Below are 21,426 nucleotides of genomic sequence, written 5' to 3'. Positions count from 1 at the left end.
GGCAGGTCTGTCTCTTCGGGGCGCAACGCCGCTGCTGCCCATGGGACCACACCTGTTGCAAGGGCTACTCCTATCCGTCGTACAGCCAGATCCTCACCTGCTGTCCGCCCGGACTCGCGTGCTGCAATGGTCAGTGCTGCCCGGCTGGACAGGCCTGCTGCGACGGCGTCTGCTATACGCCCGTGGCGGGCGTGGAGTGCACCAGCGACGGCACCTGCCCCGCGGCCCGGGTTTGTGACGGCCGGTGCTGCCCGGCGGGGCAGGAGTGCGTCGGCGGCACGTGCTGCACTCCGGGAGCGATGTGCGGAGACCGGCGGTGCTGCGAGGGCCAGGTGTGTGTGCCGGGCATCGGCTGCTGCCCCGAGGGCCGTGCCACGACGACCGGTTGCTGCCCGCCGAACCAGACTGCCTGCCAGGTACGGACCGAGGGACCGTCGCTGGGCGAACCGGGTGGTGAGGGAGGAGGGGAGCCGACGTACGTTCTGGTCGAGAAGTGCTGCCCGCCGGGCTGGCTGTGCGTGGACGAGACGTGCTGCCCGCCGGGAGAGTGCTGCAAGGACAACGGCCACTGCGCGGCGCAGGGGAAGCACTGCGACAAGGGCATCTGCTGCGCGCACGGGAAGCGGGCCAGGTTCAACGCGCAGTCCGGGAAGTTCACCTGCGTCTGAGTCGGGCGACACGGACGGACGGCTCCGGCCACAGCCGGAGCCGTCCACGCTCCGTTCCGTCAGATGACTGTGTAGAAGACGTCGTAGCGCGAGCCGTCTCCCGTCAGGGCCTCGGCGTGCTGCCCCTCGCCGGCCTGGCTCGAATGGGCGTAGAAACTGCCGATGAGGTCATCGTCGGACACGTGGTCGTACTCCCACAGACTCACTTTCGCCTTCGTGGTGAAGTCCCGCGAGACGTTGATATCCGGGTCCTCACCCGAATCGATCTGCTGAACGCCGAAGATACGGTTCCCGTCGATGTTGATGTAGAGGTCGTCAGCGCCCGAGCCGGACGTCGTTTCGATGCAATGCACGTGATCGATGGTCAGCGTCGCCATGACTGCTGCCCTTCTTGCCTCGGATGACTGTCCCCTCTCCATGCTCCTGCTCGCGCAGATCCGACGCAACATCTCCCCATATCTCGAATGAAGCGTCAATCATTGACGTTTCAGCGGCAGTTAGTGAGCTCGACGGAGAATTCACGGAGCGATATTCTGGGACTATGACGGACGACGAAACGTCCTCGCGCGACGCGGCGCGGACACCGGTACGGGTACGCCTGCCGGGCTTCGTCGACGACGACGAGGTCGGCCTAGGCGATCTGGTCAAGCGGGTCACCCACGTGGCGATCCCGAGGCCCTGCCGTGGCTGTGAACGCCGCGCGGCCGCATTCAACCGCTGGCTGATCCTCACCGGCAGGCAGCGCCCGCACTGACCGGTCCCGGTATAACGGGCGCGCGGATGACCGATGCGGAGATGAGCGAGAGCGAGCAGGGCCCCTCCGCGGCGGCTTCGGAACGCCGAACGACAGCAACTTCGTGATCGAGTGGCGTGATCACGTAGCTTCCCGCCGGCATTCGGGATACCCGGCAGCTCAAGATGAAGAACTCGCGGAGGGAGAGAGGCCGTCCCGCGCGCTTGCCTGGATCTGGGGGTCGATGAGACCACCTGAAGCAGATCCGCGAAGGCATGGCTCTTGAGCGGGGCAGGTTCGCCGAGCGGATCGCCTGGGCTGCCAACCGATGACCCGTTGCCGTTGCGGCGATCACTTGGAACCCATCGTCATGCCCGTCGTCCGGCGGCCGAAGAGGCGGGTTCGGACGCGGTTTCGAGTCAGGCTTGTGCCGACCCTTGACCAGGCTGCCCGGCGGGCACCCCGCCCTGCTGGGAGGCGGGCGCGCAGTCTCGCGGCGTGCTTGCAGGAGGCGGCGGAGGCCGAGGCGGCGCCAGCGGTCAGCAGGACCAGCGCGACCGTCAGGGCCGCGGCGGATTCCAGGATCCGGTTCATGATCAGACAACCGGCCGGGGCCCGGGGCGGGGACGGCCTCAGAGCGCACACCACACGCCCGGCCGAGGGCGGGGACGTTCAGCACGTCGGTCTACATCGTTCGCGAGTTCGCGTCGGCACTCGTCACCAACGCGCCCGATTCGTCCGTAAGCCACTGCTGCGCCGATTCCTCAGTCCGGCGGGTCCAGACGTTCAGCAGCAGCGTGGCGACGGTGTTGGTCGCCGGCGCCGTCCAGGAGGGGCCCAGAGGCGGGCGCCAATCGGCATGTGCGTAACGCCGCCGCCATCACAGCCGACCTGTTCAACCCGGCCGTTGAGCGCTTGCGGAGGGATTCACGGATGGGGGCTCGTCGGCGCCGGAGCCGGCTGCGGTGCCGGGGGCGTCGGCGAGGCCGTCGAGCCTTTCGGGAAAGGCGTGCGGGAGCGCTCCCATCGTGGCATCGTCCCGGGGCATGCAGGGAGAACCGTTTGTTCGCCGCTATCGGGGTTCAGATCGGGCGCAGCTCGCAGAGATCTGTGTGAGGACGGCCCATGAGGGTGGGGACTCCTCCGGGATGTATCCGGATCCGGAGTTGATGCCGACGATCTTCGCGTATCCGTATGTGGAGTTGGAGCCGGAGTTCGCGCTCGTCCTGGACGACGGGACGGGCCGGGCTGTGGGGTACGTGCTCGGCGTGCCGGACACGGTGGCGTTCGTGCACCGGTTCCGCGACGAGTGGCTGCCGGTGGTCTCTGAGAGGTTTCCGGTTCCCGAGCCGGATGGCGGGACTGCGGCGGACATGATGGCGGGGCTCTTGCACTCGCCGGAGCGGATGGTGCTGTCGGAGCTGGCCGCGTACCCGGCTCATCTGCATACCGATGTGCTACCGGAGTGGCAGGGCCGGGGGTACGGGCGTGCCTTGATGGGGTCACTGTTGGCGGCGCTGCGTGAGCGCGGCGTGCCCGCAGTGCACCTGTGTATGGTGCAGGCGAATACGGGGGCGCGGGCGTTCTACGACCGGCTGGGATTCGAGCTGTTGGACGTGGTCGATCCTGGGCCGGTCTGGTACCTGGGACGGTCGACGGATACACAGGGAATGTCGGGGAGGTGAGCTGTGACCCCGGGGCCCAGACGTCAGGGGTCTGCCGGATGACGGCGAGGCCTGGACCGCCGGGCGGTCGCTCTGAGCCTGCGTGGCGGTGGATAGTCGTCGCCGGGGCGCCATGACTCGTTCTCCGAGCGCAGGTTTCCTCATCTCTGAGCGGTCAGTCTCCTGAGCTGCGAAAGCGTCTCCCCACCGACCCGGACCCGCTCGGCACCCACCGTTACAGGACCGTGGCTGCCCCATGGTCCGGGATCAGGGTGTCCAGCGCGTGGTCCAGGACGGTGAGCAGATGCTCTTGTTGTTGTGGGGTGTAGAGCATGCGCAGTGCCAGGCCGTCCGAAAGTGCGATGACGGCGCCAGCGACGGCCGGCGCGTGGGTTGCGTGCCCGGCTGACTCCAGCCAGATGGTCAGCGCCTGACTGATGTCCTGGTCGACCTGCTGCCGGATCGCGGCCAGGCGGGGGTGATGTGCGGCGTGGACGGCGAAGGCGAGTTGCGCGGCGGCCTCAGCGCGCCGCTCGGCGTCCATGGGGAGTGTGGCGAGGATCAGGTCGCGCAGGGCCTGGCGCAGCGGCAGCGCGGTGTCCACCTCGGCCATCCGGCGCTCTATGCGCTCGCCGGCCAGTTCGGCGGCGAACGTGAGCATCTCGTCCTTGGTGCGGAAGTACTTCTGAACGGCGCCGGGGGAACGGCCCGTAGCGGCAGCCACGGTGCGCACGCTGACCTCGTCGAGGCCGCGTTCGGCGACCAGCTGGAGCAGGGCCTCACCGATCTGCCGACGCTGTTCGTCTCTGTCGACTGTCTTGGGCATCGGTCGCACTCCCCTCTTTAAGATACAGTCGTATTCTAACCTGTCGTCAGGTGGGACGTTACACCGAGCCGCAAGGAGACTGGTGATGGATGACCGCAGTGAGCCTCCCCTGCCCGCACTGCGGGCTTCGGACCACGACCGCGACCGCACGCTCGGCGTGCTGGCCGCGGCGCTGGCAGAAGGGAGACTCGATCCGCACGAGCACGAGATCCGTATCGAACATGCCCTACGGGCGCGCACAGCAGAGGACCTCGCCGCACTGACCGCCGACTTACCCACGCCGGCGCCCACCCGCGCGGAGCAGGACCGTAAAGACCTCACAGACTGGCTGGCCGAGTGGCGCTACTGGCTCGGCGGGGCCGTGATCATGTCCGGCATCTGGGCCACACGCTGCGCACAGAAGGGAGAACTGACCTACTACTGGCCGGTCACCCCACTGGGCGTATGGGCGGCCGTACTGATCGCCATGGCCATCTGGCCACACGACCGCGACGACCGCGACGAAGACGACGAAGACGACGGTAGTCCTACCGCGCTCCGCTAAGAGATCCCACACGCTGACGTCGTCACGAGCACGCGACGCACCGGGACCTGCAGATCCCACAGCGCCAGGACGAAGCGCCTCTGCGATCCCACGACAGTCGCCATGATGAAGTTGGGTTGACAGGTGTGGACATCTGCGGTGACTACGCCGTGGCGCCCCCTGGCACGGGGAGAATTGCCGCAGATCAGCGATATCCAGCCCGACCAGGTCCCGCCCGCACCTGGGCCAGATAGCGAAGGCAGCGTCGTGCGGTGTGAGCGGGAGCCTGCTCAGGTGGCCGTTCCGCTTCAGACCATCGCGGACGACCGTGCGCTTTGAAACCCCAGTCCAGTCACCCACGGCCTGGTCGGCGTGGATCCGCGTCACGGCGGCGGGGTTCCGGCCAAGGAGGAAGGTGCCTTCATCGAAGACGAACAGTGAGGTGCTGGCGTCGAGCGGGCCGGTCACCTGCTACGGGGGGCCGCAGAAGCCCAGAAGAGCCAGATAAGGACGCGATGGCTGCTGCGCGGGGGGGTGCGGATGCCCTGCAGGTTGATCGCGGTCAGGAGCGCGCCCTCGACGAGCACACTGTGCCGGGCGGCGAAGGCGGCCACGTCGCCTAACGGGTGGCTTGAGAATGAAGCCACCCGTTAGGAGCTGTGCAAGCTGCGGGTGGCGACCGGCACGGTCGGTTCGGGCGCGGCGGGCGGCGCTATCGGCTCCCCCGTCAGCGTGGCTGACGGCGTCGCGCTCTCGTTCTGCGTGGTCGCCGTGCCATTGGCACCAGCCCAGGCCCCGCCCGCGGCCACCAGCATCGCGGCCGTGATGACCCCATACTTCACCTTCATCTGCTTCCCCTCTCGCACGAACTCATGATCAACGCCGTTCTAGCACGGCCGTCACAGCTGGGAGAAAGCAAACTGGCCCGGTCTGCGGGAGGGGGCGGGGCCCGGCTGTCCATCTTCTCCGGTCCCCGACTCAGGGAAGGACAGTGCTGAGGTCTTGCAGGAACCTGTCGTGCGTTCCCGCACGTCTTCCCACATTCCCGCGACCATACGTCCTCCCGGGCGGGGACGCGGTCATGCGCCCTCGGCCGATGCGCGGACGGCCTGACCGGCGGCTTCGCTGAGCGTGCGCGCGCCGGAGGTGCTGAGGCGGCCGCTGCCGCTCTCCAGGTGGGCGCGGACGAACCACTGGAACTGCTCCAGCTGCGCCAGCTGCCCGATCAGCATGTCCTCCGTCACCGGGTCGATGTCGCCGGCCGTCTTCATGGCGGCCCGGTGGTCCTCGATGACGCCGGTGTACACCAGGTCCAGTGCGCCGAGGTGTGCAACGGCGTCGGCGCGCCCCACTTCGTAGTCGTCCCAGGTGCGCCCCGCGACGAGGGCGCCCGGCGTGCCGATCGGGACCCCGCCGAGGGCCGCCATACGCTCCGCCATGGAGTCAGCCATCTCCCGGACGGCGTCCACTTGCGGGTCGATCATCTCGTGTACGGCGATGAAGTGAGGGCCGACGACGTTCCAGTGGACGTGCTTCAGAGTGAGGGCCAGATCGTTGAGAGCGTGCAACCGCCCCTGCAGGGCGTCCACGACCCGCTCGGCCTCCACCGGGTCCAGTCCGGGCACGGTGTGCGGTGCGGTGGCCTGAGTGGCATCAGTCATGAGCGGACTCCTCTTGATCACTGTCGTTCCGATACTGCGGCTCCCGGGCGGACCGTGCGGCCCTTCCCGTCGCCATCCCATCCCCTGCCCCACCAGACACGACGCACACCCCCCGGCTCCTCGCCACCACCCGGGATCGAGGTGCGCGATCACGTCGGCCCACAGGCCCGTGGTGATCGACCCGGCAGCCTTTCAACGGTCTACGAGGGATTCTCTGGCCAGCACACCTGGACGCTGGCTCTACTTCTCGACCTGCAGATCCGGGGCCTCCAGATCTGAACCGGTGTCGAGGCCAGGCCGCCGACGACTGAGACGGTTCGGTGAGTTCCGAATCATCCGGCCGGTAGCGTGCCGAGTCCCATGCGGGAGATGCCCGCGCCGACAATCGCCGGAGGCGACGCCCAATGCCGGAGACAGCCCTCAAGCAGCAGCTCGCCGAGCGTTATCGCGAAGTCAACGGCGATCACCCGATGACAGATGACGATGACGCGTACGTCAGCGCGCAGTTCGTCTCCCTGGAGGAACTGTGCGCAGCCCAAGGCCACGATCCCGATGCCGTCCGCCAGCTGATGCTGGGGCAACATCTGCCGCTTCCGGGATACCTGCGCTCCGACGGTGCGGAGATGGTGCCGGCCGATCTGTTCGCTCTCGCCGAGGAAGCCGGTGGCGTAGAGCTGCTGGAAGCGTGGTTCACCTCTCACTGGGCAGACCCGGTTACCGGCAAAGCAGAGTGGAATGCATATCTCAGCGGGCAGTACGTGTGCCTGCACTCGGTGACCCCCGCCGCCATCAAGCGCAAGGATTACCTGACAACCGCGATCAGCGCCGTAGTAAGCGAACCCAACGCCGCGCTAGAACAGTGGTCTGAGCGGCTGCACGCACTGATCGACGAACTCGACACATTGGAACCGGCGTTCACGGCCTACGACCGTCTTCGGTTCGGTGGACCCACATCCCGGGACACATGTATCGACGCAACGCGCGCCCGCTTCGCGCGCCCGTGAACTGGACCCCAGGGCGCGTCGCCCCGCGCCAGTACACTCCGCGTGGCGGCCTGCGCGACCAGCGAGTGCGTGTGCTCCAGCCAGGGCCGCAGCCACTCCCGTTCCTGCGCCCGCTCCCCCACGGCCAGCAGTTGGGACACGGGCGCCGAAGGATCGCCCTCCACGGCGGCCCGCCGCCGCAGCGCTTCGAGCGCGGCCGGGTCCGTGCAGCGGATCAAGCACAGGACCCAGGCCGCGCCGGTCCGTACACCAGGCGCCCGGTGCCCGGCCAGGGGCAGCATGGCCGCGTACTCCTCGGCCCGCACGACCCGGTAGCGGGTGGCGAGCACGGTGAGTTCGTCGCCTCGCTTTCGAGGCGCGCGACGGCCGCCAGCAGGGCGTCGTCTCGACCGCGTCGTCCTCCACCGGGTCTGCCAGAAGCCTCAGCACCACCGGCCGCTCCCCCCGCCCTCATCACTCATCGCCCCATCCTCGCGGGGCGGGCGCCTGCCTTCGGCCGCATCCCGAAGAAACGCCACCGCCGCAGGCTCCCCACGCGCTGCTGAGATCCCCGGCCGCCTTCGGGAACTCAACGGCGGATGGGCTGTCCCGTAGCTGGGCGGTGGCCCCCTAGCTGGTCCCGGATCGAACCGTGTCGGCGGCTGGTGACAGGATCAAAGGGTGCTGATCAAGGGATACGACGCCGGCCCTTTGGTGGCGGGCGAGTCACTGCTGGCCCGCCGGGGCTTCTGGTCGAACTACCTGCTGGCGATATGCAGCGACGGTGGGTGTGCTGAGTGCCCGGTTCCGGAGTGGTTCGGTGAGGACGGCGCCGATACCGATGCCCTGTCCGAGGTCCTCTTCGATCCCGAAAGCTGGCCGGTGTTCAGGGTGCCGGCAGAAGTTGGCCCCGGAGCGGTGGTGATCTATCGCAACCTGGACGGCGACTACGGCACCGACTACCTCCTCACCCATCCAGGCGGAAGCCACGCCGAGCAGATCGCCAGCTGGGACGGGGACTTCTCGGGCACTGGGTTGACATGGTGCGAACTGATTCGGATCGCCGACAGCCCGTCCCTTGCGGTAGAAGGCGTCCAGGACACGGCCAGTCGCTGCCTGCTCCTGCTTCCGCTCCTCACCGACCCGGACGTGCCCGAAGCAGCATCGGCAAGGCTCGTCACCGCCTTGGCCGAAATCGGCGCGCCACAAGACACCGTCTTCGTTACGGCGGAGCACCTGCTGGCCCACCTCACGAGGAGATCTCGACACGACCCCATGTGGGCCTCTCCGCTGAGCGGCAGCTGAGAGCCGGGGTGGTCGCCAGCCGCCCCATGGGATGATCTTGGGGTGGGTGGTGTGATCACCGCGTTGGATCCTGCCTTGATAGCCCCCTTCCGCCGGGCTGAATCCTCGCGCTTTCGGGAAGCTGGTGACGGTGCTGCGGCGGCGGGGGCCACGGGCCGTCCTCGGCGTGGAGTGAGCCGCGCCATCCAGCTGTCACAGACACCGCCCGTGAGCACCGGCACGCGCTCGATTGCCAAACGTCTGCGCCCGAAGGCCCCTTTCCTGAAGACTGTTATCCGCCTACATCCGCGGGAGGAGACTCTCCCGCACGATCCCTTTGCGGCCCCGGCGCCTGCCGTGGCCAGACTGCCGCCCCGCCCTGTTCATCCGTGTTGTCCGGCGGAGCGGTGCTCCCCCTCCAACCCATTCAGCAGACAGGACACTCCAATGAGCTGCGGAAACTGCGGAGCGCAGACGTCGATGCAGGGCGGGAAGTGGATCTGTCTCCAGTGTTACTGGTCTTCCGGGGTGCAGTATGTGGCGGTACGGTCGGTGGGTGATGTCACCCACCCCCGATGCTCCGAAGACAAGCCGCAGCCCGCTCGTGGCTGACAAGCGGCCCCCGCTGTCCCCGGCTCGCATCACCGAAATGCGATGCCCCAGCTGCGGATGCAAGATCAAGGGCGTCAATTCCCGATACTCGTGCACCCGATGTGGCTGGGTGAGCCGCTGGGAGGACGGCGACACAGAGCTCCCGACCGAGGCGGACGACCCATGGCCCCGGAAGCGCGAGCGCTAGCTAGTGCTCTGACCGCATAGGTTCGCCGGGTTGGTGGTCGGGGCGCTTGGATGTCGGTGACGTCCGATCCGACCCGCTGGAGGCGCGGTGGCCGAGCCTGTCCGTGTGCGCAGATTGACCGACCAGGAGGGGCAGAAGCTGCAGCAGATCGTGCGCTGGGGAAGCACCAGTTCGGTTCGCTACCGGCGCGCGATGATGCTGCTGGCCTCGGCTGGCGGAAACCACCGTCCCGGTGATCGCCCAGCTGGTGCAGGCCGACGAGGACACCGTCCGGGATGTGATCCATCGGTTCAACGAGATCGGCCTGGTCTGTCTGGACCCTCGATGGGCGGGAGGTCGTCCCCGCCTGCTCAGTCCTGACGACGAGGACTTCGTCGTCCAGACGGCCACCAACCGACCGACCAAATTCGGCCAGCCCTTCACCCGCTGGTCCATCCGTAAACTGGCCGCCTACCTGCGGAAAGTCCACGGCCGCGTCATCCGCATCGGCCGCGAGGCGTTACGCCGTTTGCTCGCCCGCCGCGGCGTCACCTTCCAACGCACCAAGACGTGGAAGGAATCCCCGGACCCCGACCGCGAGACGAAGCTGGACCGGATCGAGGAGGTCCTGGACCGGTTCCCGGACCGGGTCTTCGCCTTTGACGAGTTCGGACCGCTCGGCATCCGGCCCACCGGCGGTGCGGGTTGGGCCCCCGCCGGTCACCCCGAGCGGCACCCGGCGACCTACCACCGCACTCACGGCATCCGGTATTTCCGTGGCTGCTACTCGGTCGGCGACGACGCCCTGTGGGGCGTCAACCGCCGCAAGAAGGGAGCCGCGAACACCCTGGCCGCACTGAGGTCAATCCGAGCCGCCCGTCCGGACGGCACTCCTATCTACGTAATCCTGGACAACCTTTCCGCGCACAAGGGCGAGAAGATCCGTTGCTGGGCGAGGAAGAACCGCGTCGAGCTGTGTTTCACCCCGACTTACGCGTCCTGGGCCAACCCGATCGAGGCCCACTTCGGGCCGCTGCGGCAGTTCACCATCGCCAACTCCCACCACGGCAACCACACAGTCCAGACCCGAGCCCTGCACGCCTACCTGCGCTGGCGCAACAAGAACGCACGACATCCCGATGTCCTTGCAGCTCAACGGCGTGAGCGCGCCCGGGTCCGCAGCGAGAAGGGTGTCCGCTGGGGCGGACGACCTGCCGCTGCCGCAGCCTGATCAACCTGGTGAACCTTGCCGGCCGGCCTTAGCGGTAGCCGTCCACGCTGGCGCCTGCTGAAGGAGCGAGATCGGGCCAGGGATGCCCTGCCCTGTCGGAGGCAGCGGACCGAAGGTGGTCAAGCAAAGTAGACCCTGGGTAGCCCCGGAAACTCGAATAGGCGGAACGGTAGTAGCAGCTCCAGTAGCTCACGACCCGTCGCTGAGTACGGTCGAAGAAGGCCGGATTGTCCACGATGAACTGCCCATAGGCGACGTGGCCCCGGGCGCCCGGAACGGCAAGATCCCGAAGCCCGTCGCAGATGTCGACGAGGATCTCCAAGACGTACTCGCCGACCAGCTGCACGACGAACGGGACGACCCACGGGTCCGTGGAGTCAACGACCTTCGCCAGGTGGCGCTGCCTGACCATCCCGTCGCAGTGCCTTGAGTACAGGCAGCGCAGAAGTTGCCGTTGACGCGACGAGAGCGACGCCATCGCGTCGGGCGGCGGCTCGTCGTTGTAGAGACGGCCCGGGATGGACATCTGCTGGCCCTCTACAACGACCGAAAACGACGCTGCCGGCCGGAGGCGAGAAGCAGGCATGACCGCCAGAACTGCCTCAGCGTCTCCCGCGAGCTCCACTGGGAACGCCGTGATCAACGGATCGCTTGTATCGAGAGGCGGCTGCACGAGCTGAGCATAAGCGGACGCTCCCGCCGCGAGGTTGGCTCCCACCACCTCTCGGTCGCCCAACCCGGTCAACGTATGCGGTCACAGCACTAGTTCCTCAGAGGCCCCCACCGCTCTGTGAACCTGGCCCCACCGGTCTCAGGGGTCAGCTCAGATGATCACCGCCCCACTAAGTTGCGGCTCGTACGGGACGGCAAGCAGCCCCTCGAGAAGGCCCCCGTCCGGACGCCCTCCGCCCCGGCCTTCACCCGCCCCCGACTAGGGCGTGTCTCTTCGACGGGTTGGCCAGTTGATCGGATATGCCTATCCGATTAGTGATCACTGATGCGATGTGGGACCGGCTCGAGCCGTTGATGCCGGCCGATCCGGCCGGGGGGCAGCGGTGGGCCGATCACCCTCGAACTCTTGAGGCCATCGCGTGCAAGTACAGCACCTGCTCGCCTTGGCGAGGCTTGCCGGACGAACTGGACTCGTTCCAGACGGCTCATAAGCAGCTGATCAGGTGGGCCGTTGACGGCACCTGGGAACGGATCTTCACCGCCGTTCTGACGACGGCCGACTGGCGACGACATCGGCTGGACCGTGTCCGTCGACTCCACCGTCTGCCGGGCCCACCAGCATGCCGCCGGGGCCAGGAAAATGGGGTGCCCGGCCGGTTGGAACCCGGCCATCATGCACTCGGACGCTCCCCGCGGCGGCCTGAGTACGAATTTTCATTTGGCCAGCGACAGCCGTGCCCGGCCACTGGGCTTCTACGTCACCGCAGCTCAGGCAGGTGATGCGCAAGCCTTCGAGGCCGTGATGGCAACGATTCGGGTCCCGCGTAGCGGCATCGGGAGACCGAGAACCCGACCGGTCGATGTTCTTGCAGATCGCGCCTATTCGTCCCGCGCCATTCGCGGACACCTGCGTCGACGCGGCATCAAGGCGGTCATTCCCCAGCCCGCTGAACAGGTCGGTCACCGACTGAAGCGGGGCCGTGCCGGAGGCAAGCCACCCGGTTTCGATGGTGAGACCTACCAGCAGCGGAACGTTGTTGAACGATGCATCAACCGGCTCAAGCAGTGGCGAGGTCTGGCCATTCGAACAGACAAGCTCGCCATGGCCTACCAAGGCGCCCTCCACCTCGCCGCCATCCTGATCTGGGTCCGGCGCTAGCCTGCCGCGCATATCGTCCACCCGCCCACGCCACTCAGCAGTTGCCGTGATGGTTCACTTGCCGGACAGCTCGTGGTCGGCCGGGGAGGATGTGTGGAAGAGCCAGGATTCCGTGTGCTGCTGACAGAAGCAGGCGACCGGAGAATGGAGGCAGTCCATGCGATACGGACGGTCACCGGCCTCAGCCTGTGGAACAGCAAGCTTCTACTGGCCGCCGCACCCGTAGAGGTCGAGGCAGTCGACTGGTTCGAAGCCGCTGTCGAGGCGGCTCGGACTCTTGAGGACGCAGGCGCCCGCACCAGGCTGCTCTGTGATTGCTGCGGCCGCCCCATTAGACGGGGAGCCTTCCCGCTCACTTCGGCGCAGTGCACGGACCCGCGGCCCCTGGAGATCTGCTGGGCAAATGGCCTGCCCACAACGATCTGAAATCGGCCCCGTTCGGTCCGAGAGACAGGTCCTAAGCGTCGTGATCTCGCCGAGGCGGATAAGCGATCCCGGCGAACCCACGAGGTGACCGGGCTCGGGGAGACGATCAGCGCAGCCCGGGCCTTGGACCGCTACGGGGCCACACCTGAAACCAACCCCCCGGGGCGAGCACGAAGCAGCAGGGGACCGCCCGTCCGCGCCCGCACCACTGCCACCGCACGCCCGCGGCGCCGCAGCGGCCCTGGACGAGAAGCCCCGCGGCGGAATCCACGGCACGAAGCGACCCACAACCCGCCCGGCACTGGCACAGGCCCCCGGAACACGCACGCGCCATACACCTGCTGAGTGCGCTGCTGGTCCTGAGGAAGATCGAGGCCACCACCGGCAAATGATCTCCACCGCGGGTAGCCCACGACAGCGCATGTCCCCCGATCAGGCCCTGTGATCCGGGATCGGCTGGGTGAGGTTCACCGGGTTGCCGTCGGGGTCCTGGATGTGGGCGACGCGCTGGCCCCACGGCATGTCGTTGGGGCCGCCGCGGACCGAGCCGCCCAGCGCCTCCACGCGCCTGAGCGTCTGGTCGACGTCGTCGACGCCGATGGTGAGCAGGATCCGCGGCCCTGTCCCGGTCCCCGGGGGGTTCTCCTTGACCACGAGCCCGAGGTCGGTGTCGCCGATACGCAAGCCGACGTAGAAGGCCGGGCCCTCTGCCGGCACCCGGAAGATCTCCTCGGCGCCGAACAGTTGCGTATAGAAGCCGAACAGAACCTCATGGTCGGCAGTGAGGATCACTGGCTGGATGGTGGACATGGCACTCCTACCTCAGAACGGTCGCGTCGCAGGGCAGACCGTTCGAGGACGGTGAACTCATCGGCCCATCCACCCCGGCCGGACGATCCACCACACAGTCGGAGAAGGTGCCCACCCTCCTCGGCACTCAGCCCGTCCGGCGTGGGTGAGCCGGGCAGGGTGCCGAGGAGGGCGGGCGAGAAAAGACGCTTGCGGCGGTAGTACGGCATACGCGGTGCCCGGAACCGTCCGCCGGCGACCTCCTGGCGGCCCGGTTGCGGCTACTGTGCGGATCATGGTGTTCAAACGACTGCTCGGCAGTGGAAACGGTGGCAAGACGGCAGAAGGCATACCCCTGGAAGCCGACACACTCCTCCCGGACGAACCGGTGCGCCCCGGGGAGATCCTCCGCGGTGAGGTGGTACTTCGGGCGCTCGACCGGGACGTGCGGATCCGGACGGTCAACGCACGCCTGGTCGCCAACGCGGCCCCCGCTGCCGTCACCAAGAGCCCGACCGCGGACGCCAACACGGATACCGGCGTCACCCTCGCCCACTTCCAGGTGACGAGTCTCTTCACGATCCCGAAGGGCGAGGAACGCCGGGTGCCACTCCGGTACCGGCTGAAATGGGAGACCCCGGTCTCTGAGGTGCGCGGGTTGCCGCTGGCCGGGATGCGGATCGGTCTGTACACGGAGGTCGATGCCGACGGCATCGCGGACCGGACGGACGTCGACACGGTCCGCATCGAGACGACGCCCCTGCACGAGACGCTCCTCGACGCCTTTGCCGCCGCCGGTTACACCTGCCACAGCGCGTGGGTCGACCCCGAGTACATTCCGCGTACTGAGCGGGAGATCCTCTACAGCCGACAGGGGTTCCATCTCGCCGCGACCGACGCGAACCACCCGAGGAACATGGAGCTGTACCTCCACTCCAACGCGGTCGGCGCCGAGATCTACCTCCGAAGGGCCGCCTTGACGGAGAAGGACTGGTGGGACAAGCCCCCAGCTCTCCGATACGTCGCCGCCCACCACGAGATCGACCACGTAGATTTCGAGGCCAAGGCCCGGCAGTGGATCGACGATGTCGCCGCGCTGCCCGATACCGCTGTCGATGACCGCGAGCGAGTCGACTACCACCTGGACAGCCCCCGATGGTGGCGCGATACCTGAGCACCACGGAACCTCCCGGCTGCCGGCGCGGACGGCGGCCGGGTCGCCTCCGGCAGGCCAAGCCTCGTATCCGAGAGGAAGCTCAGGTCGATCTCCCGGCCAACCGGCGCGATCCGCGCCGGTTGGCCCCAGCCGCAGGACACTCCTGCACCGACGGCGAGAGATGCCGTGCGTCCCCCACCACATCCCTCACACGCCTGCACCGGCACAGAGCCGCACCGCGCCCCGCTGGACAGGAAATCGGCTCAGGAGATCCACAGCAGCATCGCGTCGCCCTCCCGCCCCGCTGCGCGCAGGTACTCCGCCAGGTCGGCCCAGTGTGCGGCGACCCAGTCCGGTTCCTCGCCGCGCTCCCAGACGATCTGCGGATAGATGTCCGCGGCGGCCAGATCGGCCGGGGTGACACCGTCGGCCAGGCTGTCGGGGACGTGGGCGTCCAGGGCGTCCACGGCGGCGCGTACCCGGTCGGCGGTGAGGAGTCGGGGCGGGCCGTATCCCCAGTCCTCGCCTTCCGGCCAGGGCATGTCCGCCTCCCCGAAGACCACGTCCACCGGGAAGCCGCGCCGGGCCAGCAGGAAGTCGAGGGCGTGCCACGCCTTGTCCGTCTCATGCACCCGCGCCTCGGCGGCCGTGTCGTCGCCGTCGTACTGCGCGTGCGCGTGCGCGGCGGCCCAGCCGGGATCCTTCAACGCGCGCTCGAGTTCGGCCGGGGTGAGGCGGAGGTAGTGCCCGATCATGCTCATAGACCACACCGTAGGGGAAGGCACTGACAAGACCCTTTGTGTCCAGCAAGGGGAAGGGCGTGGCCAGGGCCGCTGCCGGCCCCCGCCGCACGCGAAGTGGGCGGCCCGGGAAGGGGGCATCGGGCTGCGATGGGGTGTGCGCCGAGCCGGGGCACCATGGTTCTGCCGTACGGGGTCAGCCGTAGCCACGGTGACCACCGCCGTCGGCGTCGCGGTGCGTTCGCAGCAGGGTCGGCCGAGGCGCGCGGGGAAGATCGCTCTCAGCGCCAGGTGCCTCACGCCGCGCTGACACAGACGCGCAGACCGATCCACCGGCGCAAGTCGGCCAGGAGCCCTGTAGCAGACCCCTTCGGCGCGGAACGAAGGCATCCGCTGTAGACGTCGTGACAGGATGCCGACGTTTCGCCGAACGGCCGGATGCAGTCAACCCAAGAGGAACGTACGGAAGATGAAGATATTTCGGCGGCGCGGAGCCTCTCAGGACGGGGATCGTGCCCAGCAGGCGATCCGTGCGTACCGGACGGCCTACGAACGGGGGCTCGCCGCCGAGCAGAGCCAGGGGGCGGTACAGGCGCTGGCCGAGTTCGGGCGGGCGCAGCACGCTCTGGACCGTTTGGACGCCGTTTCCCCGGACCTGTCCGAGGTTCCCCAGGCCAGGGCGGGACTGTGCTACGCCATGGGGCGGGCCAGGACTGATGTCGGAGACGTAGCCGGTGCGGTCGCAGCCCTGGACCAGGCCGAGGAGCTGTACCAGCGTATGGAATCGGAGGAGCTCGCCACCCGAGAGGAGGGCGAGCCGCGGGGTGACCTGCAGGAGACGGGTCCCGTTCCCGCGGTCCTATTGGTGGCCGATGTCCGGCTGCGACGGGCTCGCGCCTATGCCGAGTGGGGCCGCCCGTTCAGTGCTCTCAGCGATCTGGACATGTCGTTCGGTGGGTACGTGCAAGCAGGGGCCTTCACTCCCTCCTCGGACCGGTCGGGGGACGTAGCGCGGATCCTCGCGGTCGGGGCGGTGATCCAACTACGGGTAGGGGACCATGAACTGGCTCTGGAATGCGGCCAGGAGTCCCTCGCTCGATACCGGGAGATGGGCAGCCTCGGCCCCGAGGCGCTCCCGTACGCGATCGGTTTCGCGGCTCCGGTCGTCTCCATGCTGGAAGCGGCGCGTGGGCGGTGGGACGCGGCGCTGGCCGTGGACGGCGTGATTCTGGAGGCCGCAGAGCTCGGCGGGGGCGGGAGTTCCCGGGCTCATGCTCGGATCGGTGTCCATCTGAGAGAGGCCGGGCGGGACGCGGAGGCGGCGGAGCATCTGGCCATGGCCGCCCGCGGGTCGCATGACCGGATTACGGAGATGGAGCGGGAGGTCGGGGCGGCCCTTGCGCCGAGTCTGCGGGAGGTACTTCTGGAAGCGGAGCGGGCGGAGTCCACGAGGCTCGCAGGCGGTGTGCGGGCCGGCGGCCTGGATCCGCTGGAGATCCGGACGCTGCGACTTTCCCTCTGCGGCGGTGACAGGCCCAGGTTCTCGGCCACCGGGCGGATGAACGTGGTCGACGCTGTGCCACGTCAGGTTGCTTCGCTCGCCCGGATCGGCCACCAGCTGATCGCATCCGACCGTCTTCCCGCGGCACTGTGCGTCCTCTGGGAGGCCTTGCTCCTCTGCGATGCCGCGCGCCGCTTGACGGCGTTCAACACCGGCGACTCCACCGCGACCGTGCCGCTGCGCGAGGCCGAGGAGAACGCCTTGGCCGAAGCCGCCGTTCTCGTCGACTCGCTGGAACGAGCCGACGATCCGGTGAGCGACGCGCTCACCGCCGACCTCAGCAACGCCCGGAGACGCCTGGGCCGGTCGGCGCACTGATCATGCTGCGCGCTGACGATCCCCGGTGAGGACGGCTGGGCGAAGGCGGTCATGCGGTTGGGCTACATCACCGTGCCAGTCGGTGAGCACACCAACAGTGATCCGTTCGCCGGCGTCGACATCGGCCTGCGTCTGGGATGCTCCGGTGCCTGGGTGTACGTCGCGTACGGCTGTTGGCCGGGCGAGTTCGGACCCCTGGAGGCGGTTTCGCGCGACGGTGCGCATGTCTTCCTGCTCGAGTACGAGGAGGCGAACGGCAAGCCGGTCCCTCCGCAGTTCGAGTACTTCCACGACGGCCGCCTGTTGAGCGCCTTCAACCTGCACCTGGACGGCTCGTGGGGCTACGAGGGAGTCCAAGGCGACCCCGCGACGGCCGACCGCTTGCAAGAACGACTGACCGCCGCCGGACTCCCGGACCCCGGGCGGGAGGGCAGAGAGGTCCACCTCACCACGCTGCGCATCGTGCAGGACTTCTTCGGACTCTCACTGCCGAGAGACCTGATCGTGAACGGCCCACTGCCCGCAGTCCTGCTGGAACCCGCGTAGACACCGGCACGGTACAGCGACTACATCCGAGTGGTCGTCAAGACCCGTAAGTCTCGGTTGCTCTCAGTTCCGCTCGGGTGCCTCGATCGCGACAAGTTCGACCTCGAAGCCGTCGTCGTTCTCCAGATAGGCGGCGTAGTGCTGTCGGCCGCCGGCGTAAGGATGTTGCTCGGGAAACAACAGGTCCCAGCCATGTCGAGTGGCGTTTGAAGTCAGCTCATCGACGGTGGCGGCATCTTCGACGTGGAAGGCGAGGTGGTTCAGTCCGGGGCGGCAGCGGTCGTGCTGATCGGCGGTGAGGGCAGGGGATTGCTCGATGACCAGGTAGGTCGGCCCGAGTCGCCAGCTGCGGCCGGACTCCCAGCTCTGGAACAGGGCGTAACCCAGCGTCTCCAGCAGCCAGCCGAGCGAGGCGAGCGCGCGGTCGAGGTCCGGCACCCACAGCTCGACGTGATGGAGCGTGCCGTGCGTCGGCCGCCTCATACAGCCACCGCCCCGGAACGCTCGGCGAGCTGAGACGCGCTGACCGCCCTCCATGGGGCCTGGGCGGCCCTCGCGGCGTGGTCGCCGTCCTCGACGTAGCAGATGTCCTGGATGGCCTTCTTCCCTGCGGGCTGGGCCGACTTCGGGAGGCAATCGAGCGCGTTGGCGGTCCTACGCGCCCAGCGGCGTTGGTGGCGGGTTGCAGGGAGGACCTGGCTCAGTGTGTTCGAGAACCCGAGAGCGCCGCCGCCGGCGGTCAGGAGGGGTGCGTGCGTGCCACGGCGGGCGCAATCACGCAGCAGGTTCGCCCAGGACACGGACGATTCGCCGTAGCCGTCGGTCATGGCGATCGGTTCCTCGATGCCGTCCATCCCTGCCCCCATCACCACTCGCGCAGCGATCTTCGCCTCGTAACATCGTATGCGCAGGTGAATGTCGGCCCAGACATAGACGCAGTCGCTGCCGAACAGGTCGTGCTCGCCTAACGCCTTGTGATCAGCCTGTACTGGGGGGGCAGTCGGGTGATCGTGACTCGAAGGTCGAACGAAGCCTCAAGGCCACGGCTCGCGAGCACCGCATAGAGCATCCCCGCCTGGAACGCATCGCGCGCAGCGCGACCAAGATCGGCACCCCAGCCACTCGAGCCACCCCAGCCAGACCCGCAGTACAGACCGACGCGGTGTTCAGCCGCATGGTGCGTCGTCGTCTGTTGCCTGCGACGGGACACTTTCGCAACGATGCGGGCGTTGTGGCTGCGGGCGGTGGTCAGGTGCAAGGATGCCGTCGTGGGGGATGCTATCGACGCGGTGGACTGGAGTGCCATACCGGGACACCCCGAATGGTATGAACCGGCTCGTGCCGCCCTGGGTCTGCGCGCGCTGGCGGATGCAACGAACCTGGTCCAGGCGGCTGCGGCCGGCTCGTTGCTCGGTGGAGGCGGAATCCTGCATGGTCACAGTGCCGCGGTGTTTCCGGCGGCAGCGGCCGCGGCCCCTCTGCTCCTGGACATCGCGCAGAAGGCGCACCCGGCGGCTCGGGACGTCGCGTTGGGGCTGATCGATGAGGCCCTGTCGTCCTATCCCCACGACGAGTACCGGCGGGTGACGACCTCCTACAGCAAAGCCGTACCGATCTGCTGCGCCATCGCCCAGCAGGTGCGGACCCGCTCATCGCTTCTTATCAGCATGGGGCGACGGGGCAAGACGCTCATCGACAGTGCGGCCGAGCACTGGCTTTTCGAGATCGCAGAGTGCGCCGCCGACAGCCAGGACACAGCAGCCTTCGGGACTCTGGCTGGCCGTCTTCCCAGCGGCGAGCACGCCGCGGAACTACACGCCGGCGGCACCGTCTCCCTGCTGGAGGAGGTCGTCCTGGAGTACCCGCCGGTGGACGGCTCTGCTGACGCATGCCTGCGGCTGAGGGGGCGGCATCCGGCGCAACTGCCGCCCGGCGCCGTCCTGCTCCCGGCAGAGTGCGGTGACCGCGTTCACTGACTACCCGCTCCATGGGGCATCTCGGTTAGCAGGCCCGGCCTTCGCCTGCGGAATCCGCTTCATGGTCCGAACGGGACAGCAACGTCGCCCCCGGCTGTTGCCGGAGAGGAACGACATGGGCCACGGGCGCTACGGCCGGCCGAGCCTGATGACGGCCCGTCCGCCCTTAAGGTCCACCGTGGAACGGTGCGGCGGGGCACCGTCCTCCTCGTCGTCCCGGATCACCAGCGCGCTCTGACGTTCCTTGAGCTCGTTCTGCTTGCCCTGTGAGAAGGTGGCGTGCAGCTGCTCGAAGCCGGTCGAGGAGACCTGGCCGGTGCGCCTGCCGCGCCCGCTCATGCGGAGCACCTGGTCGACGAAGGCAACCATGGTCAGCACGATCACCAGGCCAGGCAGTGTCACGAATACGGCGAACTCCATCCGGTCATCAGAGCACAGGACGGCGGGCCTGTCACCGGCCGCCGAGCCCCTGTCGCGAGCGGTTCGTCTTTCCCTCAGCACGCACCCCCGTCCTACTGGTCGCCAGGTCAAGTCCGGCAATTCGCGGGCGGAGCCGGCCCGGCCGAGCATCTGACCCGAGGCTTCCTCGGCCGGCCGGCCCCGCCGTCGGGCATGATCTGCGGGAGGGCACCACGGGGGCGCCCGCACCGGCTGGGGGCACATGGTGGAGTGGGCAACGCTGGTCGCCACGTTGGGCGGCGGTCTGATCGCGATAGCGGGCACGGTGTTGGCCGACCGTCTGCGTACCCGCCAGGAACACCGCCGCAGCCTTCAGTCGCGCCGCCGGGACGTGTACACGGAGTTCATCGCGGCGGCAGGCGCGGCGCACACCGAATTGCGCCGCCTCGCACAGAGCGGCGCCGGGACCACCGACCTGGAGGAAGCAACCCGCCTGGCGTTGACGGACGCGCGCATCTACGAGGTCCGCGAGCGCCTCTTCCTCGACGCCAGCGCCCGGATCGCGGGCGCAGGCCAGACCATGTTCGAAAGCCTCCGGGCCCTACGCAGGACCGTCGCCTCCGGCACCGGGATCTCCACCCCCGCGTTCCACGACATCTACCACCCCTACCTCGACGCCGTCTGGGCCTACCGCGAAGCCGTCCGCAACGAGCTCGAAGGCCACGCCCTCGCCCCGACCGACTTCGGCTGGTCCGCTTGGGACGGCCGTGAACGCTGCCCACACTGCAGACAGCAGCAGACGGGCACCGAGCCTGAACAGCACTGACCCGCCCCCGGCCACGACCACAGGCCAGTCAAAGGGAGACCACACTGCCGGGCCGTCTTCGGCTGAGTCACACCATGTGAGGACCGGGCGGCGGTGGGCGGGCACCGTACAGCGGCAAACGCGGAACAGCGAGCGTTCTCTGCGGATCCCAGCGGTCAGGCGCGGATGATGTTCTCGGCCTGCGGGCCCTTCTGGCCTTGCGTCACGTCGAACGTGACCTTCTCGCCTTCGGCAAGTTCGCGGTAGCCGGTTCAGGAGATGCTGGAGTAATGGGCGAAGACGTCCGGGCCGCCGTCCTGGGCGATGAACCCGAAGCCCTTCTCCGCGTTGCACCACTTCACGGTGCCGCTGGCCATGCTCATGTCCGTTCGATCTTGCCGGGAGCCCGGCTCTTGAGAAGAAGGGGCTCTTCCCTTTCTGGGAGGAGTCCCAGCGGTCGTCCCCTCACGCACGTGATCCAGCTGATGGGCCGGGTCACGCACGTGATCCAGCTGATGGGCCGGGCGA

23 protein-coding genes and 4 pseudogenes are annotated in these 21,426 nt (G+C 68.2%); 15 read left to right on the top strand and 12 right to left on the bottom strand.

Annotation, left to right across the window (positions count from 1 at the left end; genetic code table 11):
- Window positions 1-518 precede the first annotated feature (518 nt).
- The gene (locus tag ACY0MR_RS36140) at window positions 519-668 is read left to right on the top strand and encodes a hypothetical protein (protein ID WP_473557982.1); all 150 of its coding nucleotides are present in this window, start codon (window positions 519-521) and stop codon (window positions 666-668) included.
- Window positions 669-727: 59 nt separating this feature from the next.
- Here ACY0MR_RS36140 and ACY0MR_RS36135 read toward each other — a convergent pair whose 3' ends face one another.
- On the bottom strand, window positions 728-1,045 hold the full coding sequence (locus ACY0MR_RS36135) for a hypothetical protein (protein WP_473557980.1): 318 nt from the start codon (window positions 1,043-1,045) through the stop codon (window positions 728-730).
- Window positions 1,046-1,209: 164 nt separating this feature from the next.
- Here ACY0MR_RS36135 and ACY0MR_RS36130 point away from each other — a divergent pair, with 164 nt between their 5' ends.
- Both ACY0MR_RS36130 and ACY0MR_RS36125 read left to right on the top strand, forming a co-directional pair.
- Entirely contained in the window at window positions 1,210-1,422 is a 213-nt protein-coding gene (locus tag ACY0MR_RS36130) for a hypothetical protein (protein ID WP_473557978.1), read from the top strand.
- A 1,025-nt stretch (window positions 1,423-2,447) separates the two neighbouring features.
- Window positions 2,448-3,086 (top strand): GNAT family N-acetyltransferase, encoded by a 639-nt coding sequence (locus ACY0MR_RS36125; RefSeq protein ID WP_473557976.1) that lies wholly within the window; start codon window positions 2,448-2,450, stop codon window positions 3,084-3,086.
- Window positions 3,087-3,300: 214 nt separating this feature from the next.
- Here the strand turns inward: ACY0MR_RS36125 and ACY0MR_RS36120 are convergent, their stop codons facing one another.
- Window positions 3,301-3,891 (bottom strand): TetR/AcrR family transcriptional regulator, encoded by a 591-nt coding sequence (locus ACY0MR_RS36120; RefSeq protein WP_473557974.1) that lies wholly within the window; start codon window positions 3,889-3,891, stop codon window positions 3,301-3,303.
- Window positions 3,892-3,976: 85 nt separating this feature from the next.
- Here ACY0MR_RS36120 and ACY0MR_RS36115 point away from each other — a divergent pair, with 85 nt between their 5' ends.
- Complete coding sequence (locus tag ACY0MR_RS36115) at window positions 3,977-4,435, top strand: DUF1707 SHOCT-like domain-containing protein (RefSeq protein ID WP_473557972.1); 459 nt, start codon at window positions 3,977-3,979, stop codon at window positions 4,433-4,435.
- Window positions 4,436-5,064: 629 nt separating this feature from the next.
- On the opposite strand, the gene ACY0MR_RS36110 is transcribed toward ACY0MR_RS36115, so the two are convergent.
- Window positions 5,065-5,262, bottom strand: coding sequence for a hypothetical protein (locus ACY0MR_RS36110; protein WP_473557969.1), 198 nt, complete (start codon window positions 5,260-5,262; stop codon window positions 5,065-5,067).
- Between the two features lie 231 nt (window positions 5,263-5,493).
- A complete protein-coding gene (locus ACY0MR_RS36105) occupies window positions 5,494-6,075 on the bottom strand; it encodes a Dps family protein (RefSeq protein WP_403311654.1) in 582 nt (193 codons plus the stop codon).
- A gap of 404 nt (window positions 6,076-6,479) precedes the next feature.
- Between ACY0MR_RS36105 and ACY0MR_RS36100 the strand changes: the two genes are divergently transcribed.
- Window positions 6,480-7,079 carry a DUF6058 family natural product biosynthesis protein gene (locus ACY0MR_RS36100; protein WP_473557967.1) on the top strand — a complete coding sequence of 200 codons (600 nt, stop codon included), beginning with the start codon at window positions 6,480-6,482 and terminating at the stop codon, window positions 7,077-7,079.
- Here the strand turns inward: ACY0MR_RS36100 and ACY0MR_RS36095 are convergent.
- Window positions 6,998-7,444: pseudogene (locus tag ACY0MR_RS36095) on the bottom strand (DUF5954 family protein); the annotation flags it as partial. The gene ACY0MR_RS36100 and the pseudogene ACY0MR_RS36095 sit on opposite strands and share 82 nt — an antisense overlap.
- A gap of 295 nt (window positions 7,445-7,739) precedes the next feature.
- Here ACY0MR_RS36095 and ACY0MR_RS36090 point away from each other — a divergent pair.
- The 3 genes and pseudogenes from ACY0MR_RS36090 to ACY0MR_RS36080 all read left to right on the top strand — a co-directional run bounded on the left by ACY0MR_RS36090 (window position 7,740) and on the right by ACY0MR_RS36080 (window position 10,351).
- Window positions 7,740-8,363: a hypothetical protein gene (locus ACY0MR_RS36090; RefSeq protein WP_473557965.1), complete on the top strand. Its 624-nt coding sequence runs from the start codon at window positions 7,740-7,742 to the stop codon at window positions 8,361-8,363.
- A gap of 42 nt (window positions 8,364-8,405) precedes the next feature.
- Window positions 8,406-8,523 (top strand): annotated as a pseudogene (locus tag ACY0MR_RS36085) (IS5/IS1182 family transposase); the annotation flags it as partial.
- Window positions 8,524-9,228: 705 nt separating this feature from the next.
- A pseudogene (locus tag ACY0MR_RS36080) lies at window positions 9,229-10,351 on the top strand (IS630 family transposase).
- Between the two features lie 28 nt (window positions 10,352-10,379).
- Here ACY0MR_RS36080 and ACY0MR_RS36075 read toward each other — a convergent pair.
- Window positions 10,380-11,024: a hypothetical protein gene (locus ACY0MR_RS36075; RefSeq protein ID WP_473557963.1), complete on the bottom strand. Its 645-nt coding sequence runs from the start codon at window positions 11,022-11,024 to the stop codon at window positions 10,380-10,382.
- 299 nt (window positions 11,025-11,323) lie between these two features.
- Between ACY0MR_RS36075 and ACY0MR_RS36070 the strand changes: the two genes are divergently transcribed.
- Together ACY0MR_RS36070 and ACY0MR_RS36065 are read left to right on the top strand one after the other, a co-directional pair.
- A protein-coding gene (locus ACY0MR_RS36070; RefSeq protein ID WP_473557961.1) for an IS5 family transposase occupies window positions 11,324-12,182 on the top strand; the annotation gives its coding sequence in 2 pieces (ribosomal slippage) (window positions 11,324-11,574 and window positions 11,573-12,182; 861 coding nt in all).
- 72 nt (window positions 12,183-12,254) lie between these two features.
- Complete coding sequence (locus ACY0MR_RS36065) at window positions 12,255-12,608, top strand: ribosomal protein L7/L12 (RefSeq protein ID WP_473557959.1); 354 nt, start codon at window positions 12,255-12,257, stop codon at window positions 12,606-12,608.
- A gap of 432 nt (window positions 12,609-13,040) precedes the next feature.
- Here the strand turns inward: ACY0MR_RS36065 and ACY0MR_RS36060 are convergent, their stop codons facing one another.
- Window positions 13,041-13,418, bottom strand: coding sequence for a VOC family protein (locus ACY0MR_RS36060; protein ID WP_473557956.1), 378 nt, complete (start codon window positions 13,416-13,418; stop codon window positions 13,041-13,043).
- A gap of 274 nt (window positions 13,419-13,692) precedes the next feature.
- Between ACY0MR_RS36060 and ACY0MR_RS36055 the strand changes: the two genes are divergently transcribed.
- Window positions 13,693-14,571 carry a sporulation protein gene (locus tag ACY0MR_RS36055; RefSeq protein ID WP_473557954.1) on the top strand — a complete coding sequence of 293 codons (879 nt, stop codon included), beginning with the start codon at window positions 13,693-13,695 and terminating at the stop codon, window positions 14,569-14,571.
- A gap of 245 nt (window positions 14,572-14,816) precedes the next feature.
- On the opposite strand, the gene ACY0MR_RS36050 is transcribed toward ACY0MR_RS36055, so the two are convergent.
- A complete protein-coding gene (locus ACY0MR_RS36050; protein WP_473557951.1) occupies window positions 14,817-15,314 on the bottom strand; it encodes a YfbM family protein in 498 nt (165 codons plus the stop codon).
- A 448-nt stretch (window positions 15,315-15,762) separates the two neighbouring features.
- On the opposite strand from ACY0MR_RS36050, the gene ACY0MR_RS36045 reads away from it, so the two are divergent.
- Entirely contained in the window at window positions 15,763-17,172 is a 1,410-nt protein-coding gene (locus tag ACY0MR_RS36045) for a hypothetical protein (RefSeq protein WP_473557950.1), read from the top strand.
- A 57-nt stretch (window positions 17,173-17,229) separates the two neighbouring features.
- Window positions 17,230-17,718 (top strand): hypothetical protein, encoded by a 489-nt coding sequence (locus tag ACY0MR_RS36040; RefSeq protein ID WP_473557948.1) that lies wholly within the window; start codon window positions 17,230-17,232, stop codon window positions 17,716-17,718.
- A 63-nt stretch (window positions 17,719-17,781) separates the two neighbouring features.
- Here ACY0MR_RS36040 and ACY0MR_RS36035 read toward each other — a convergent pair whose 3' ends face one another.
- The gene (locus ACY0MR_RS36035) at window positions 17,782-18,201 is read right to left on the bottom strand and encodes a VOC family protein (protein ID WP_473557946.1); all 420 of its coding nucleotides are present in this window, start codon (window positions 18,199-18,201) and stop codon (window positions 17,782-17,784) included.
- On the bottom strand, window positions 18,198-18,572 hold the full coding sequence (locus ACY0MR_RS36030; protein WP_473557943.1) for a transposase: 375 nt from the start codon (window positions 18,570-18,572) through the stop codon (window positions 18,198-18,200). The genes ACY0MR_RS36035 and ACY0MR_RS36030 overlap by 4 nt, the downstream gene beginning before the upstream one ends.
- A gap of 414 nt (window positions 18,573-18,986) precedes the next feature.
- Here ACY0MR_RS36030 and ACY0MR_RS36025 point away from each other — a divergent pair, with 414 nt between their 5' ends.
- Complete coding sequence (locus ACY0MR_RS36025; protein WP_473557941.1) at window positions 18,987-19,694, top strand: hypothetical protein; 708 nt, start codon at window positions 18,987-18,989, stop codon at window positions 19,692-19,694.
- Window positions 19,695-19,823: 129 nt separating this feature from the next.
- Here the strand turns inward: ACY0MR_RS36025 and ACY0MR_RS36020 are convergent, their stop codons facing one another.
- Window positions 19,824-20,114 (bottom strand): DUF6191 domain-containing protein, encoded by a 291-nt coding sequence (locus ACY0MR_RS36020; RefSeq protein ID WP_473557939.1) that lies wholly within the window; start codon window positions 20,112-20,114, stop codon window positions 19,824-19,826.
- A 241-nt stretch (window positions 20,115-20,355) separates the two neighbouring features.
- Here ACY0MR_RS36020 and ACY0MR_RS36015 point away from each other — a divergent pair, with 241 nt between their 5' ends.
- Window positions 20,356-20,919, top strand: coding sequence for a CchlQ (locus tag ACY0MR_RS36015; RefSeq protein ID WP_404086840.1), 564 nt, complete (start codon window positions 20,356-20,358; stop codon window positions 20,917-20,919).
- Window positions 20,920-21,074: 155 nt separating this feature from the next.
- Here the strand turns inward: ACY0MR_RS36015 and ACY0MR_RS36010 are convergent.
- Window positions 21,075-21,275: pseudogene (locus ACY0MR_RS36010) on the bottom strand (cold-shock protein).
- Window positions 21,276-21,426 lie beyond the last annotated feature (151 nt).

This window comes from Streptomyces sp. JN8 (assembly GCF_055808075.1).
This window is presented reverse-complemented; position numbering and strand designations above follow the sequence as displayed.

Bases quoted from the DNA above. Each gene is read 5' to 3' on its own strand.
- ACY0MR_RS36060 (WP_473557956.1), bottom strand. From the start codon at position 13,418: ATGTCCACCATCCAGCCAGTGATCCTCACTGCCGACCATGAGGTTCTG.
- ACY0MR_RS36120 (WP_473557974.1), bottom strand. From the start codon at position 3,891: ATGCCCAAGACAGTCGACAGAGACGAACAGCGTCGGCAGATCGGTGAG.
- ACY0MR_RS36050 (WP_473557951.1), bottom strand. From the start codon at position 15,314: ATGAGCATGATCGGGCACTACCTCCGCCTCACCCCGGCCGAACTCGAG.
- ACY0MR_RS36130 (WP_473557978.1), top strand. From the start codon at position 1,210: ATGACGGACGACGAAACGTCCTCGCGCGACGCGGCGCGGACACCGGTA.
- ACY0MR_RS36110 (WP_473557969.1), bottom strand. From the start codon at position 5,262: ATGAAGGTGAAGTATGGGGTCATCACGGCCGCGATGCTGGTGGCCGCG.
- ACY0MR_RS36020 (WP_473557939.1), bottom strand. From the start codon at position 20,114: ATGGAGTTCGCCGTATTCGTGACACTGCCTGGCCTGGTGATCGTGCTG.
- ACY0MR_RS36035 (WP_473557946.1), bottom strand. From the start codon at position 18,201: ATGAGGCGGCCGACGCACGGCACGCTCCATCACGTCGAGCTGTGGGTG.
- ACY0MR_RS36135 (WP_473557980.1), bottom strand. From the start codon at position 1,045: ATGGCGACGCTGACCATCGATCACGTGCATTGCATCGAAACGACGTCC.
- ACY0MR_RS36015 (WP_404086840.1), top strand. From the start codon at position 20,356: ATGGTGGAGTGGGCAACGCTGGTCGCCACGTTGGGCGGCGGTCTGATC.
- ACY0MR_RS36125 (WP_473557976.1), top strand. From the start codon at position 2,448: ATGCAGGGAGAACCGTTTGTTCGCCGCTATCGGGGTTCAGATCGGGCG.
- ACY0MR_RS36055 (WP_473557954.1), top strand. From the start codon at position 13,693: ATGGTGTTCAAACGACTGCTCGGCAGTGGAAACGGTGGCAAGACGGCA.
- ACY0MR_RS36030 (WP_473557943.1), bottom strand. From the start codon at position 18,572: ATGGACGGCATCGAGGAACCGATCGCCATGACCGACGGCTACGGCGAA.
- ACY0MR_RS36045 (WP_473557950.1), top strand. From the start codon at position 15,763: ATGAAGATATTTCGGCGGCGCGGAGCCTCTCAGGACGGGGATCGTGCC.
- ACY0MR_RS36100 (WP_473557967.1), top strand. From the start codon at position 6,480: ATGCCGGAGACAGCCCTCAAGCAGCAGCTCGCCGAGCGTTATCGCGAA.
- ACY0MR_RS36105 (WP_403311654.1), bottom strand. From the start codon at position 6,075: ATGACTGATGCCACTCAGGCCACCGCACCGCACACCGTGCCCGGACTG.
- ACY0MR_RS36115 (WP_473557972.1), top strand. From the start codon at position 3,977: ATGGATGACCGCAGTGAGCCTCCCCTGCCCGCACTGCGGGCTTCGGAC.